This is a genomic window from Microbacterium sp. Yaish 1, from assembly GCF_002245215.1.
Taxonomy (GTDB): Bacteria; Actinomycetota; Actinomycetes; order Actinomycetales; family Microbacteriaceae; genus Microbacterium.
This window is the reverse complement of sequence record NZ_NPMR01000001.1, coordinates 846,017-860,551: the sequence shown is the minus strand read 5'-3', so window position 1 is coordinate 860,551 and position 14,535 is coordinate 846,017. Positions and strand designations below refer to the sequence as shown.

Here is a 14,535-nt window from a genome sequence, read left to right as displayed (position 1 = left end):
GCTCGTGCCGTCTGACGGAAGTCTCAGGCGAGTCGGCGTCGCGCGATCACCAGCGCCCCGCCCAGCATGAGCATCAGGGCCGTCATCGCGAGCGCGCCCGCTCCCGCGCCGTCGCCACCGGTGGCGGCGAGGGCGCTGCCGTTCCCGTTCGGCCCCGACGCTGCGGACCCCGTCGCCCCGACCGTGTAGGTGAACGCGCCCGGCTCGACGGCCGTGCCGCACTCGCCCGCGCCCACGACCGTGACCGGAACGGCGCCCGTCGCCGCAGCCGACGGCGAGACCGCCCGGATCACGCCGTCGTTGACCACCTCGAACTGCGCGGGCACCTCGCCGAACAGCACCGCCGTCGCCCCGGTGAAGCACTGGCCCGTGATGGTCACGACCGTGCCGCCCGCGATCGGGCCCGTGCCCGGCGCGACCCCGCCGATGTCGGCCACGGCGAAGAAGGTGAACAGACCGGCGTCGCTCGATCCCGCGGGGGTGGTCACGACGACGGCGGCGTCACCGGCTGCGTGGGCCGGAGTGGTCACGCGCAGCTCGGTGTCCGAGACGACGGTCAGGTCCGACCCCGCGACCCCGTCGAAGGTGACGGATGTCGCGCCCGTGAAGTTGGTTCCCGTGACGGTGACGACGGTCCCGCCCGTCTCGGGCCCGCGATCCGGGGCGATCGTGCCGATGACCGGCTCGTCGGTGTACTCGTACCCGTCCGGCAGCGTCTCGCTGCCGCACGCCGCAGCACCCACGATCTCGACGTCGACCACGCCGGTGCCGGCCGGAACGACCGCGGTGATGCGCGTGTCGCTCTCGACGGTGAAGCTGGTCGCCGGCACGCCGCCGAAGAGGACCGCCGTCGCGCCCGTGAAGCACGAGCCCGTGATCACGACGGTGTTCCCGCCCTCCTCCGGTCCGCCCGGAGGGGTGACGCCGTCGATCTCGGTGCCCGCGACGTAGGTGAAGCCGAACGGTGCGCTGTCGCCGTTCGGGTGCACCACCACGACGTCGACGAGTGCCGGTGCGTGCGCGGGTGTCGTCACCCGGATCTCGCTGTCGCTGACGACCTCGAGATCGGTACCGGCGAGCCCGTCGAACGTGACCGCGGTGGCTCCGAGGAAGCCCTCGCCGCTGATGGTCACGACCGTGCCGCCGTCCTCGGGCCCGGTGGCCGGGTCGATCGACGTCACGGCGGGCACGTCCAGGTACTCGAAGTCGCCCGCGACGACGTCACCGCCGGGGTGGCTGATGACCACGGGAACCGTTCCCGGTGCGCCCGGAGGCGTCGTCACCCGGATCTCGGTGTCGCTGACGACCTCGAGGTCGGTGCCGGCGGTGTCGCCGAAGCTGACGCCGGTGGTGCCCGTGAAGCCCTCGCCGTCGATCGTCACGACGGTCCCGCCGGTCTCGGGGCCCGCTGCCGGCTCGAGATCGGTCACGACCGGCGGTGCCACGTACTCGTAGCCGTCGGGGAGCTCCGCCGCGCCGCAGTCGCCCGCACCCACCACGACGACGTCGACCGTGCCGGCCGTCCCCGCCGGGACGACCGCCGTGATCTGGGTCGGCCCGTCGACGGTGAAGCTCGTCGCGGGGACTCCGCCGAAGGTGACGCCGGTCGCACCGGTGAAGCAGTCGCCCGTGATCACGACGGTGTTGCCGCCGGCCTCGGGCCCGCTGCCGGGCGCGACCTCATCGATCTCGGCGACGTCGATGTACTCGAAGTCCAGCGGTGCTGACGCTCCCGCCTCGTTCGTGACCACGACATCCACGACACCGGGTGCGTGGGCCGGCGTCGTCGCCTCGATGACGGTGTCGCTGACGACCTCGAAGTCGGTGGCGGCGATGCCGTCGAAGGTGACCGCGGTGGTCCCGGTGAAGTCCTCGCCCGTGATCGTCACGACGGTGCCGCCCAGCTCGGTGCCGCGCTCCGGGGTGATCGAGGCGAGAGCCGGTGCGCCGGGCTCGACGTAGACGAATCCGTCATCGACGACGGTGCCGCCGCAGTCGGTGGGGTTGACGATCTCGACGTCGACCGCGCCCGCGGTTCCCGCCGGCGTCGTCACGGTCAGCTGCGTGTCGCTGACGACGGTGAGGTCGGTTCCCGCGACGCCGTCGAACAGGACGGCGGTCGTCCCCGTGAGACAGGTTCCGGTGATCGTGACGGTGTCCCCGCCGAGCGTCGAGCCCGACGGCGGTGCGATCGCATCCACGGCGGTGACGTCGAAGTACTCGAACGCGAGCGAGTCATCGGCACCGTCGACGTTCGTGACGGTGACCGGAACGACTCCGGCCGCGGCCTGCGGCGGGGTGACGGCGGTGATCGTCCCGTCCGGGTTGATCGTGAACGACGTCGCCGGAACGCCGCCGAAGTCGACGGAGGTCACCGAGTCGAGGCCCGTTCCGGAGATGGTGGTGGTGGTTCCGCCGGTCACGGGACCCCGAGCCGGGTCGATCGCCAGGTCTGCGGGAACCGCGAGCGGCACGGCGCGCACGGTCGCGGACGCGAGGTTCAGCTCCACCCCCAGAAGCGCGGGAGCGACGGCGACGACGAGCGCGCGCTGCGTGAAGGAGCCGTCGTCGAGGCCGCGCGGGTCACGGAAGTCACCCGGCGCCTCCTGGACGTTCGCGGTGAGGGACACGACGTCCTGAAGCACGTCGACCAGCGGCGCGAGCGTCGTGACGGTGCCGGTCGCCGCCGTCGTCACGAGGTCCTCGACCGCGTCGGTGCTCAGCACCGTCTCGATGAGGTCTCCGACGGCGGGGAGGATCGAGCCGACCACGACATCGACGATCGGGTCGGCGAGGGGGCCGAGCGGCAGTCCGAGCAGAGTCCCGTCGGCCGTCACGACCGGGGCGGCCGAGCCCGGCGTGCCGAGCAGCCCGCCGACGGTGCCGTCGACCGTGATCGTGAGGTCGCCGACGCTCGGGGGCACGAGCGGCAGCGCGACCGCGACACCGGTGTCGATCACGATGGTGGCCGCCGTCCCGTTGAGCGCCGCGGTCAGCGCCGTTCCGACGCGCGCGGGCAGCTGAGCGGTGAGGATGTCGCTGAGGGCAGCGGTGACCTCGCCGTTCAGAGTCGCCGCGTCGATGAGCTCGGTCCCGGGCGCCAGAGCGTTGAGGTCGTACACCTCGTCGAGATCGATGACGATCTCGCCCGTGCTGAGCGTCACCGTCAGCGGACCGGAGACGAACGGAGTCGCCGTCGCCGTGTCCAGGACCCCGCTGAGGTCGAGGGCGAGCCCCGTGGTCACCGTCGGGTCCTCGAGGTCGACGAGGCCGCCGAGAGCGGTCTCGAGCACGGTGTCGATGCCGCCGAGCAGTCCGCCGACCGTCGTATCGACGGGGCCGCCGGTCGCACCCAGCGCCGTGACGGACTCGCCGATCGTCGTGAGGTCGGCATCCAGCGCGGTGGTGAGGCCCGTGAGGGCGGGGGCGTTCGCGGTGACGAGCCCGCTGGCGATCTGATAGTCGCCCGAGGTCGTCACGCCGCCCGCGGCGCGGGTCGCCAGAGCGGATGCCGAGACCGCACCGAGCTCCACCGACAGCTGGCTGATGAGCCCGTCGGCACCCACTGCGCCGAGGACGGGCGTGAGATTGAGCGTCGTGTTCTGACCGGGGCTGCCGTCCCCGACGGCGATAGCGCCGTCGGCCGCGAGCAGGCCGGTCGCGGCGTACGCCTCGGTGGCGGTGCTCCGCTGATACTGCTCGGTCGCGCCGAGCGAGACGATGCTGTTCGGCCCGAACAGCTGCAGCCCCAGACCGATGTCGATCGCGCCGAGCAGCGAGAGGTCCAGCGAGCTGGAGGACTCGGAGGCCGGCGGGAAGGCGCCGTAGGCGCCGGCGAGGGCCGCGATGCTGTCCAGGTCGAGCGCTCCGCTGCTCGAGAGGAAGACCGCCTCGGACTCCGCACGATCCGTCGGTGCCGCGATCGCCGCACCGGCGCCCAGCGAGCCCGCCGTCAGACCCAGCGCGGTGCCGGCTGCCAGGAACGGCAGCCAGCGTCGTGGTGGCCGGTCGGGTGCGCGTCCTCCTCTTCTCGTCGTCGGCCGCTTCCTCGTTCCCGTGCTCGCATCGACCACCGGGTCCCCCTCATCATCGAACGGAGCCGCGCGACCATCGTCACGCGGCCGACGGCGGCCCTGAGGCGCGCGTCTGCCCGCGAAGCTAGAGAGCCGTCCTCACCGGAGGAAACGTCTTGACAGCGCCTGAGTGAACCATCAGAATCCGCTCAGGATTCACTGAGGTCCCGGTCAGGCGATGCGCCCGCGCAACTCCGCCGCGGCGGTGGGCGACTCGGCGAGCACGAGGCGTGCGGCATCCGTCGCGCCGGCCACGTTCCACAGCAGCACGCCGACCGGCGCGCCCGTCTCGTCGCGGTAGTACACCACCGTCCGCGGGCCCGACTCGTCCTGGCCGATGTCCACGATGAGCGTGTCGAGATCGGGGTCGAGGGTGCCGACGGCCTCCCACCGGACGCCGAACACCTGCGAGTAGAAGGAGGGGGTGTGCCGGTAGGCCTCGCCGCTGCCCGCCATCGCGCGCCCGGCCGCGCGGCCCATCTCCTGGGCGTTGTCGACGTGCTCGACGCGCGTGCGGCCGAGCAGGCGATCGGGGTACGAGGCGATGTCGCCCGCTGCCCAGATCGCATCATCACTGGTCGCGAGCAGCTCGTCGACCACGACGCCGTCGTCGACGGCGAGGCCGGCCGCTTCGGCGAGGTCCGTCACCGGCGAGACGCCGAGCCCGAGCACGACCGCGTCGCAGCCCCGACGCGACCCGTCGTCGAGGACGACTTCCAGAGCATCGTCCGCCGCATCCTTCCCGTCCGCGACCACCTCGTCGACTCGCCGGCCGGCGATGAGGCGCACACCGGCGTCACGGAACAAGCCCTCGTAACGCTCGGCGAGCTCCGGCGGGAACGTGCCGTCGCCGAGCGTGCGGCTCGGGAAGACCAGGTCGACCTCGACGTCGTTCTGGACGAGCGCCGCGGCGAGCTCGGCGCCGATGTAGCCGCCGCCGACCACCACGACTCGTCGGCCCTCGGTCGCGAGCCTGCGCAGCCGGCGATAGTCCTCCGCCGAACGGAAGAACAGCACCCGGTCGCTGTCGGGCGCATCGATCTCGTGCGGACGCGAACCGGTGGCGAGGAGCAGCCGGCGGTAGCCGACGCGTTCGCCCTCGCCGTCGCCGACGACGACCGACCGTCCGTCGCGATCGATCGCGGTGACGAGGGCCTGCAGGCGGACGTCGGCCCCGGTGTCCGCCGCTGTGCCCAGCGGAACCTGATCCCACGTGAAATCGGGGTCGGTCCACAGCTTCTTCGACAGCGCCGGGCGCGTATAGGGCTCGTCGACGTCGGCGCTGAGGATGCCGATCGTGCCGCTCTCGTCGAGTGCACGGATGCCGCGGGCGGCCGCGTCGGCGACCATCCCGCCGCCGACGATGAGGTAGTCGTAGCTCTGCATCCGCTCACGCTAGGGGGCGGGGCAGGGCCGATCCCAGCGCGTGCCATCGCCTCGGGGCGCGCGTATGATGCGCGGCGCGCGTTAACAGCGGCGTCGCTCGGGTTCGCTAGGATTTCGGCCGGTGCGGCAGGGGCCCGCCGAAGTCGAGGGGGCGGATGTGAGCCGGGGGCGAACATCGCGACATCGAGCGCGGGTTCGTCCGGGTGTCGCGATCTGGTGGGATGCCGTCTCGAGCGGCAGGTTCTTCACGCGGTGGAGCGCCCTCGTCGCCTTCCCCGTGTCCGCTGTCGTCCTGGCGCCCTACGCGACCGTGGACACGCCGCTGGAGCTCCTCGCGGCGCAGCTCTCCGGGCTGGTCGCCGCCGCGGTCCTGGCCGCGGGCCTGCTGCCGGTCGTGCTCGCGGAACGGCGGATCCCGTCGCGGGCGGCACGCGGTGCGCTCGTGCTGGCTGCTCTCGCCGTCGCCGCCGTCTCGCGCCCCTTCCTCAACGACGCGCTGGCCGTCGGGGTGTTCGGCCTCGGGTCGGATCCGGCCTGGAGCGAACGGATCGTCACGAACGTCGTCGCGTGGGTCAGCGTCCTCTCGCTCGTGGCCGTCACCGAGCAGCTCTACGCGAGCTCGCGGACGGCGCAGACGCGTCTGGCCGACGCGCTGCGGACCGTGACCGATGAGCAGCGCCGCGCCGGTCGCTACGAACGCGAGACGCGTGACTTCCTCGCGTCGGAGATCAGTGCTCTGCGCACCGCGCTGGCGGCGCTCGTCGCCTCCCCGCTCGATTTCGAGCGCGTGCGGGACTTCTCCGACAACGTCCGCTCGGTGAGCCACCGGGCTCGGGATCGCGCCGGAGCGGAGCTCACCGGCATCCTTCCCGACCCCGCGGCTGCAACGGTGGTGGACGCGGCGCGGACGCTGTTCGAGCGACTGCGTCCGCCCGCACCGGGCCTCGTCGGCGCCATCTTCGCCGCGGGCAGCGCGCCGTTCGCGCTGCGTACCGAGGGGCCCGTCGTCGCGGCGGTCCTCATCGCGGGCGTCTTCGCGCTCTGTCTCGCGGTCGACCGGCTCACCCGCCGGTTCGCCGGCCGCTGCTCCGGGCGCCAGCGCGGCATCCGCCTCGTCGCGGTCTGGGGTGTCGCGGGGTTCGTCGTGGCCGCTGCCGCGGCCGTGATCGTGGGGGAGCCGAGCTTCGTGCCGGTCATCCCCGCCCTCGCCCTGCCGGGCATCGCGGTCGTCGCGGCGCTGTGCGCCGAGGCGATCCACCGTGGCCGGGTCGAGACGCGCCGGCTCGGCCGCGCGCTGCAGGCGGTCGTCCGATCCGCCGCGGACCAGACCTCCAGCACGCGGCAGGACCTGGCGCACGCGTCCGACGTGCTCCACAGCCGAGTCCAGGCCACCTGCGTCATCCTGGCGGCCCGCGTCGACGACGAGATCGCCACCGTCGCCGACATCCGCGACTTCGAGCTGGCGATCGACGCGGGGCTGTCCGATGCCCTCGGTGCCGACGGGGCCCCGGCTGCGCGATCGGCGAACCTCGCCGAGACCGTCGCGATCTGGGGACCCGTTCTGACGGTGTCCACCGACGTGGATCCGGTCGCGACGGTCGCGATGTCGGACGCGATCGTGACGACCCGCGTCGTCGCGATCGTCGCCGAAGGGCTCGTGAACGCGGTCAAGCACGCCGCGGCACGCTCGGCGGACATCGAGGTCCGGGGGGCCGCCGACGGAGCGTCGCTGTCGGTGCGCGTCCGCACGCCCGGCAGACTGCGAACCGACGCGGGCACGGCGCCCGGTCTGGGCGTGGCCGGCCTCGGACCATCGGCGCGCGTGTTCCAGAACGGCCGTCACGTCGTGCTCGAAGCGTCCGTGCCCGTCAGCGCGGGCGTCGGCGTCAGCGGCGGTCAGGGGCGCGGGGCGCTCCAGGACAACGACTCGATGTAGCGCAGGAGCACGCCCTCGCGCAGGGCCCAGGGCGAGACCTCGAGCTCGTCGACGTCGAACGCCCGCATCGCCTCGTGCAACACGACCGCGCCCGCGACGATCTGGAAGGTGCGATCGGCCGTGATACCCGGCAGCTCCTGACGGGCGGATGCCGGGATGCGGGCGAGCCGCGGGATCCACGAGCCGAGCGCCGAGCGGGGCAGCGTCATCCGCTCGATCCCCGACCAGCCCGGCACCGGGTATCCCGCGAGCTTCGCGAGCGAACGGATCGTCTTGGACGACCCGACGACGTGATCGGGGCGGGGACCGGCCGACATCGCGGAGACCACGGGGCCCAGTGTCGCCCGCGCGTGCTCGCGCAAGACCTCCACGGCCCCCTCGCCCGGCGGGTCGGCGGGCAGGAACTGCACGGTCATGCGGCCCGCTCCCAGCGGTACCGAAGCGGCGGTGTCGGGCAGCTCGTCGCTGCCCGCGGCGATCTCGAGCGAGCCGCCGCCGATGTCGAACAGCAGGATCTCGCCCGCCGACCAGCCGAACCACCGACGCACCGCGAGGAAGGTGAAGCGGGCCTCGGACTCTCCGCCGAGGACCTGCAGGTCCTGTCCGAGCGCCGCTTCGATGGCCGCGATCACCTGCGGTCCGTTCGTCGCGTCGCGCACGGCGCTCGTGGCGGTCGCGAGAAGCTCGGCGACGTTCTCGGTGCGCGACACCGCGACCGCCTCGGTCACGGCGGCGACCAGCGCGCGGACGCCCTCGTCGCTGATCGAGCCGTCGGGCTCGAGGTAGCGCATGAGTCGCAGCACCGTCCGTTTGCTCGTCCGGGCCAGCGGGCGCCCACCGGGGCGGACATCGGCGACGAGCAGGTGGACGGTGTTCGAACCGATGTCGAGGACTCCCAGACGCACGAGTTCACAGTAGTGGCAGGCCGGGCGCGCCGGCGGGGCGGCGCACGGGGGCTACGATGAGCGCGATGTCCCCTGAAGATGTGCAGGCGCTGGCGCCGCTCGCCCCCGCGCTGTACCGCGAGATCGACCGCGCCGACTGGTCCCGTCTCGCGGCGGGAGTCACCCAGCCGCTGACCGAGACCGAGATCGTGCAGCTCCGCGGCCTCGGCGACCGGATGGACCTCGGCGAGGTGTCGCAGGTCTACCTTCCGCTCAGTCGGCTGCTGTCGCTGTACGCCAGCGCGACTCGGCGCCTCGGTGCCGACACCGACGCGTTCCTCGGCGAGGAGGACAGTACGACGCCCTTCGTCGTCGGCGTCGCCGGCTCGGTCGCGGTGGGCAAGTCGACCGTGGCGCGTCTGCTCCGCGAGCTGATGAGCCGCTGGCCGGGCACGCCCCGCGTCGAGCTCGTCACGACCGACGGGTTCCTCTACCCCAATGCCGAGCTCGAGCGCCGCGGCCTCATGTCGCGCAAGGGGTTCCCCGAGAGCTACGACCGTCGTGCGCTCATCGAGTTCCTGACGGAGGTCAAGTCGGGTGCCCCCGAGGTGCATGCGCCGTTCTACTCGCACATGCGGTACGACATCGTCCCCGACGCGCAGATCACCGTCCGCCGCCCCGACGTCGTGATCGTCGAGGGGCTCAACGTCCTGGCGCCCCCGCCCGCGCCGCACGAGGTGGCCGTCAGCGACATGTTCGACTTCTCCATCTACGTCGACGCGGATGCCGAGCACATCAGCCAGTGGTACGTCGACCGCTTCATGGCGCTCAAGGCCGGGGCGTTCAACAACCCCTCGTCGTACTTCAACACCTTCGCCGATCTCGACGACGACGAAGCGGTCGAGATGGCTCGCGGCTTCTGGAACGACATCAACCTCCCGAACCTCGTCGAGAACGTCCTGCCGACGAAGCACCGCGCGACGCTGATCCTCCACAAGGGAGCGTCGCACGCGGTCGAGCGGGTGCTCCTGCGGAAGGTCTGATCGTCCCGCACCGGCGTTCTGTCAGCGAGCCCCCGCTAAGCTCCGGTGTCTTCCGTTACGCACCCGTCATCGCAACCTGCTAGGTATGGATCCATGGAACTGGGGCGGCGCTCACGCGCGCTCGCGCGCGCTGTGGTACACGCGCGCTCGCGGGTGCGGCGTCGGCGTTCCCGGTGGCGTCCGCTCGTCGCGTTGAGCACGGTCGTCGTGCTCGCGGCCACCGCCACGCTCGCCCCCGCGGCGGCGTCGTCGGCGTTCGCCCCCGCCGGCTCGGGAGTCGCGGCCGCGCTCGGCGACCGCGTCGTGCGGTTCAGCCAGGAGGGCGAGCAGGACTCGCGGGCGGTGCTGCTGGTGCACGGCTGGCTCAGCACGGTGCTCCCCGCTGCGGACGGACAGCGTTCCTACGCACGATCGCCGTTCTCGCGTCCCGTGCAGTGGCGCGACGGTTCGGGCGCCCCGGTGGCACGCGGGATGACGGCCTCGCTGCAGGAGCGGCTCGAGGCGCAGCCCGGCCTCGCGGTGTACGCCTTCGACTACTCCGCGAACTCGGCGGGATGGGTGGGCTCGAACGGGTCGGCCGACAACCTCGCCGCCGCGATCCGGTCGATCGCGGACAGCGTCCACGGTCCGGTCGACATCGTGACGCACTCGATGGGCGGGTTGGCGCTGCGCTACGCGCTGCGAGACGACCCCGCGATCGCTGCGCTCATCGGCGAGGTCGTCACCGTCGCCGCCCCCTCGCAGGGGTCCGACATCGCGAACGTCGCGGTCGACATCGCCGCGGCGATCCGCGCCACGATGTCGACGGTGCCGGTGCTGCAGAACCTCGTGCTGCCCTGGATCGGCGCGGTCTGCAACAACCAGCTCGCCACCGACGCCCGCGGCGGCTGCGATCTGCCGCCCATCATCCGGACGGGGATCGCGGCGCTGGGGCCGGCCGGCACCGCGCTGCGAGCCGGGTCCGCCGACCTCGCCGACCTGCCCGACTGGCCCGCGGGCCTGCACGTGCACGCGATCGCCGGATCGGCCGTCGTCACGATGCCGCTGCCGACGGGGATCGGAGAGGCCCGCCTCGGTGACGGGCTCGTGGCCGAGGACTCCGCGCTCGCCGGTGCGAGCGAGACCACCGTCATCACGTGCCGGACGGATCTGCCGCCCGGTGCCGCGGGAGTCGGCATGGTCCTGTCGGGCCAGGTCGCCGCGCCGCCCTTCGGCGGGGCGTGCGGACACGACGCGATCTTCTCGAACCTCGAGGTCGTCGACGCTGTGCTGGCCGCGCTGCGCGGCCCCTCGCCGGCCTGACACGAGCGCACCCGGGCTGCCGATCTAGGATGGAGCCCATGTGCGGAATCATCGGCTACGTGGGCCCCCGTCCCTCGCAGGACATCCTCATCTCGGGTCTCGCCCGCCTCGAGTATCGCGGCTACGACTCCGCCGGTATCGCCGTGATCGACGGCGAGGGCGGCCTCGGCACGCGCAAGCGCGCCGGCAAGCTCCAGGTGCTCCGCGACGATCTCGCCGCTCATCCCCTCGCCGACGGAACGACCGGCATCGGCCACACGCGATGGGCGACCCACGGCGGCCCGACCGACGCCAACGCGCACCCCCACCTGGCCGACGACGACAAGCTCGCCGTCATCCACAACGGCATCATCGAGAACTTCGCCGAGCTGAAGTCCGAGCTCGTCGCCGAGGGATACACCTTCCGCAGCGAGACCGACACGGAGGTCGCCGCCGTGCTGCTGGGGCGCGAGTACCAGGCATCCGGCGACCTCGTCGAGGCGTTCCGCGCGACGGTGTCGCGCCTCGAGGGGGCCTTCACCCTCCTCGCCCTGCACCGTGACCAGCCCGGTCTCGTCGTGGGCGCCCGGCGCAACTCGCCGCTCGTGATCGGCCTCGGCGACGGCGAGAACTTCCTTGGCTCCGATGTCGCCGCCTTCGTCGAGCACACCCGTCACGCCCTCGCCATCGGTCAGGACGAGATCGTCGCGATCACCCCGCAGGAGGTCACCGTCACCGACTTCTCCGGCGACGCCGTCGACGTCGAGCCCTTCGAGGTCGTGTGGGATGCCGCGGCCGCCGACAAGGGCGGCTGGTCGTCGTTCATGGCGAAGGAGGTCTCGGAGGAGCCCGAGGCCGTCGCCAACACGATCCGCGGCCGCGTCCACGACGGCCTCGTCCAGATCCCTGAGCTCGACGGTCTCGACGAGCTGTTCACCGGCATCGACCGCGTCATCGTCATCGCGTGCGGCACGGCCGCCTACGCCGGCATGGTCGGCAAGTACGCGCTCGAGCAGTGGGCGCGCGTGCCCGTCGACGTCGAGCTCGCCCACGAGTTCCGCTACCGCGACCCCGTCATCGGACCCCGCACCCTCGTGGTCTCGATCAGCCAGTCGGGCGAGACGATGGACACCCTCATGGCCGTCAAGTACGCCCGCGAGGCCGGCGCGAAGACCCTCTCGATCTGCAACACGCAGGGGGCCACGATCCCGCGCGAGTCCGACGCGATCGTCTACACGCACGCCGGCCCCGAGGTCGCCGTCGCCTCGACCAAGGCGTTCGTCGCGCAGATCACGGCGCTGTACCTGCTGGCCCTGCACGTCGGCCGCGTGCGCGGCGCCCTGACCGACGAGGCGATCGCCGAGCAGGTGGCCCAGCTCGAGGCCGTGCCCGAGAAGATCGCGCGCGTGCTGGCGGGCGAGCAGGAGCACATCGAGCAGTTCGCGCACTGGATGGCCGACACCCGTTCGGTGATCTTCCTCGGCCGTCACGTCGGCTACCCGATCGCGCTCGAGGGCGCTCTCAAGCTCAAGGAGATCTCCTACATCCACGCCGAGGGCTTCGCCGCCGGCGAGCTCAAGCACGGCCCGATCGCCCTCATCGAGCCCGGTCAGCCCGTGTTCGTCATGGTGCCCTCGCCCACGAGCTCGCCCTTGCTGCACGCGAAGGTCGTCTCCAACATCCAGGAGATCCGCGCGCGGGGGGCCCGCATCATCGCGGTGGCCGAAGAGGGGGATGCCGCCGTCCTCCCGTTCGCCGACGAGGTGCTGCGCATCCCGCTCGCCGAGCCGCTGTTCGAGCCGCTGCTGGCCGTCGTGCCGCTGCACATCTTCGCGATGGGCCTCGCCACGGCCAAGGGCCTCGACGTCGACCAGCCGCGCAACCTCGCCAAGTCGGTCACGGTCGAGTGAGCCGGTCGGGGCGGAAGGGGATGCCGTGATCGTCGGCATCGGCGTCGACCTGGTCGACGTGCCGCGCTTCGAGCGCTCGCTCGAGCGCACGCCCCGCCTGCTCGACCGGCTCTTCTCGCCGAGCGAGCGTGCGCTCAAACCGCGCTCGCTCGCCGCCCGCTACGCCGCCAAGGAGGCCCTCATCAAGGCCCTGGGCGGTTCCGAGGGCGTGCACTGGGTCGACATCGAGGTGGCATCGGAGACGTCGGGGCGCCCGGTGTTCGCGCTCACCGGCGAGACGGCCGCGACCGTCGCGGCGCGCGGGGTGACCGCCGTCCACCTGTCGCTCTCGCACGACGCCAACCTCGCGACCGCCTACGTGATCGCCGAGGCGGCGTCGTGACCCCGGGACCGCTGCGCGAAGCGCTCATCGACGTCGAGGCGATCGAGCACAACGTCCGTCATCTCCGGCGGCTCGTCCAGACCGAGGTCATCGCCGTCGTCAAAGCCGACGGCTACGGCCACGGCGCGGTACGCGCCGCGACGGCGGCCCTGTCGGGCGGAGCCTCGCGGCTCGGTGTCGCCGACATCGCCGAGGCCGTAGCGCTTCGCCGGGCCGGGATCACCGCGCCCCTCGTGGCCTGGCTCCACGGCCCCCGCACCGACTTCCGCGAGGCCGCCGAGCACCGCATCGAGCTCGGGATCTCGAGCCTCGCGCAGCTGCAGGCCGCCGCGGCCGCGGCATCCGCCGGGCAGCCGGTCGGAGTCCACCTGAAGGTCGAGACCGGGCTCGGGCGCAACGGGGTCGAGCCGCGCGAATGGCAGCGCGTCTGCGCGGAGGCGGCCCGTCTCGAGCGCATCGGACAGCTGCGGGTCATCGGCGTCTTCAGCCACCTGTCGAACACGAGCATCGACGACGACCGGGTCGCACTCGCCCGATTCCACGACGCTCTCGCCGAGGCTGCGGCGGCCGGCGTGCACCCGCCGCTGCGCCACATCGCCGCGTCGAACGCCGCGATCGCCCTCCCGGAAGCGAGGCTCGACTGCGTGCGCCTGGGGCTGGCGATCTACGGTCTCTCGCCGCTTCCCGATCGCTCCTCCGCCGACCTCGGGCTCCAGCCCGCGATGACCCTGCGCACCTCGGTCGCCGCTGTGCGCCGCGTGCCCGCGGGCCAGGGGGTCTCCTACGGGTACACCCATCGCACCGCGAGCGAGACGACGCTCGCCCTCGTGCCCCTCGGCTATGCCGACGGCGTGCCGCGGCAGGCCTCCGGCCGCGGACCGGTGGTGATCGGCGGCCGGCGGTTCACCGTGTCGGGACGGATCGCGATGGACCAGTTCGTCGTCGACGTCGGCGACGCCGACGTCGCGATCGGCGACGAGGTCGTGCTCTTCGGCGACCCCACGCTGGGGTTCCCCGCCGCGGCCGAATGGGGAGATGCCGCCGACACGATCGACTACGAGATCGTCACGCGGATCGGCCCGCGCGTGCACCGCACGGCGGTATCGTCCGAGATGACGGGAGGCCGGTGATGAGCGGAATCGACGAATACCTGGGCGAGCGCGAGGTGACCTCCGCCGACGAGATGGAAGCATGGGGGCGCGAGATCGGATCGCGGCTCCGCGCGGGCGATCTCGTGGTGCTGACCGGCCCCCTGGGGGCCGGAAAGACGACGCTGACCCGGGGGATCGGCGCCGGCCTCGGCGTGCGCGGTCCCATCCAGAGCCCGACCTTCGTCATCGCGCGCACGCACCCGTCGCTCGTCGACGGCCCGCCGCTGATCCACGTCGACGCCTACCGCCTCGGGTCGCCCGCGGAGCTGTCGGACCTCGATCTCGACCTGGACGCCAGCGTCACGATCGTCGAGTGGGGGCACGGCATGGTCGACGGGCTGCGCGAGAGCTGGTGGGAGATCGAGCTCGAGCGCGGCTGGAGCGGCACGGGCCTCGACAACGCCTGCGGCACGAGCGGTCCGGCGGCCGCCGAGATGGCCGACGCGGCCCCGCGGATCGTCACGGTCACGCGGCGCCCCTGAGCGCGCG

10 protein-coding genes are annotated in these 14,535 nt (G+C 72.6%); 7 read left to right on the top strand and 3 right to left on the bottom strand.

Features of this window, described 5'->3' with window-relative positions; translation table 11 throughout:
• Nucleotides 1-23 precede the first annotated feature (23 nt).
• Nucleotides 24-4,073 (bottom strand): IPT/TIG domain-containing protein, encoded by a 4,050-nt coding sequence (locus CI089_RS04095; protein ID WP_094260380.1) that lies wholly within the window; start codon nucleotides 4,071-4,073, stop codon nucleotides 24-26.
• Between the two features lie 171 nt (nucleotides 4,074-4,244).
• Nucleotides 4,245-5,459: an NAD(P)/FAD-dependent oxidoreductase gene (locus CI089_RS04090; protein ID WP_094260379.1), complete on the bottom strand. Its 1,215-nt coding sequence runs from the start codon at nucleotides 5,457-5,459 to the stop codon at nucleotides 4,245-4,247.
• Between the two features lie 157 nt (nucleotides 5,460-5,616).
• Here CI089_RS04090 and CI089_RS04085 point away from each other — a divergent pair, with 157 nt between their 5' ends.
• Nucleotides 5,617-7,395 carry a hypothetical protein gene (locus CI089_RS04085; protein WP_143738876.1) on the top strand — a complete coding sequence of 593 codons (1,779 nt, stop codon included), beginning with the start codon at nucleotides 5,617-5,619 and terminating at the stop codon, nucleotides 7,393-7,395.
• Here CI089_RS04085 and CI089_RS04080 read toward each other — a convergent pair.
• Nucleotides 7,356-8,300 carry a Ppx/GppA phosphatase family protein gene (locus CI089_RS04080; protein ID WP_094260377.1) on the bottom strand — a complete coding sequence of 315 codons (945 nt, stop codon included), beginning with the start codon at nucleotides 8,298-8,300 and terminating at the stop codon, nucleotides 7,356-7,358. The two genes, CI089_RS04085 and CI089_RS04080, sit on opposite strands and share 40 nt — an antisense overlap.
• Nucleotides 8,301-8,365: 65 nt before the next feature.
• Between CI089_RS04080 and coaA the strand changes: the two genes are divergently transcribed.
• From coaA to tsaE, 6 genes are all read left to right on the top strand, one after another.
• Nucleotides 8,366-9,322 (top strand): type I pantothenate kinase, encoded by a 957-nt coding sequence (gene coaA / locus CI089_RS04075; RefSeq protein ID WP_094260376.1) that lies wholly within the window; start codon nucleotides 8,366-8,368, stop codon nucleotides 9,320-9,322.
• 192 nt (nucleotides 9,323-9,514) lie between these two features.
• Complete coding sequence (locus CI089_RS04070) at nucleotides 9,515-10,624, top strand: esterase/lipase family protein (RefSeq protein WP_143738875.1); 1,110 nt, start codon at nucleotides 9,515-9,517, stop codon at nucleotides 10,622-10,624.
• Between the two features lie 38 nt (nucleotides 10,625-10,662).
• A complete protein-coding gene (gene glmS, locus CI089_RS04065; RefSeq protein ID WP_094260374.1) occupies nucleotides 10,663-12,513 on the top strand; it encodes a glutamine--fructose-6-phosphate transaminase (isomerizing) in 1,851 nt (616 codons plus the stop codon).
• Nucleotides 12,514-12,538: 25 nt separating this feature from the next.
• Entirely contained in the window at nucleotides 12,539-12,895 is a 357-nt protein-coding gene (locus CI089_RS04060) for a holo-ACP synthase (protein ID WP_094260373.1), read from the top strand.
• A complete protein-coding gene (alr, locus tag CI089_RS04055) occupies nucleotides 12,892-14,025 on the top strand; it encodes an alanine racemase (RefSeq protein ID WP_094260372.1) in 1,134 nt (377 codons plus the stop codon). Before CI089_RS04060 ends, alr begins: the two co-directional genes overlap by 4 nt.
• Nucleotides 14,025-14,528, top strand: a complete 504-nt coding sequence (tsaE, locus tag CI089_RS04050; RefSeq protein WP_064955364.1) for a tRNA (adenosine(37)-N6)-threonylcarbamoyltransferase complex ATPase subunit type 1 TsaE — start codon at nucleotides 14,025-14,027, stop codon at nucleotides 14,526-14,528. The genes alr and tsaE overlap by 1 nt, the downstream gene beginning before the upstream one ends.
• The last annotated feature ends 7 nt before the right edge of the window (nucleotides 14,529-14,535 follow it).

What these genes read in the sequence shown, in the direction of transcription:
- CI089_RS04090 (WP_094260379.1), bottom strand. Translation starts at nt 5,459, where the DNA reads ATGCAGAGCTACGACTACCTCATCGTCGGCGGCGGGATGGTCGCCGAC.
- coaA (WP_094260376.1), top strand. Translation starts at nt 8,366, where the DNA reads ATGTCCCCTGAAGATGTGCAGGCGCTGGCGCCGCTCGCCCCCGCGCTG.
- glmS (WP_094260374.1), top strand. Translation starts at nt 10,663, where the DNA reads ATGTGCGGAATCATCGGCTACGTGGGCCCCCGTCCCTCGCAGGACATC.
- tsaE (WP_064955364.1), top strand. Translation starts at nt 14,025, where the DNA reads ATGAGCGGAATCGACGAATACCTGGGCGAGCGCGAGGTGACCTCCGCC.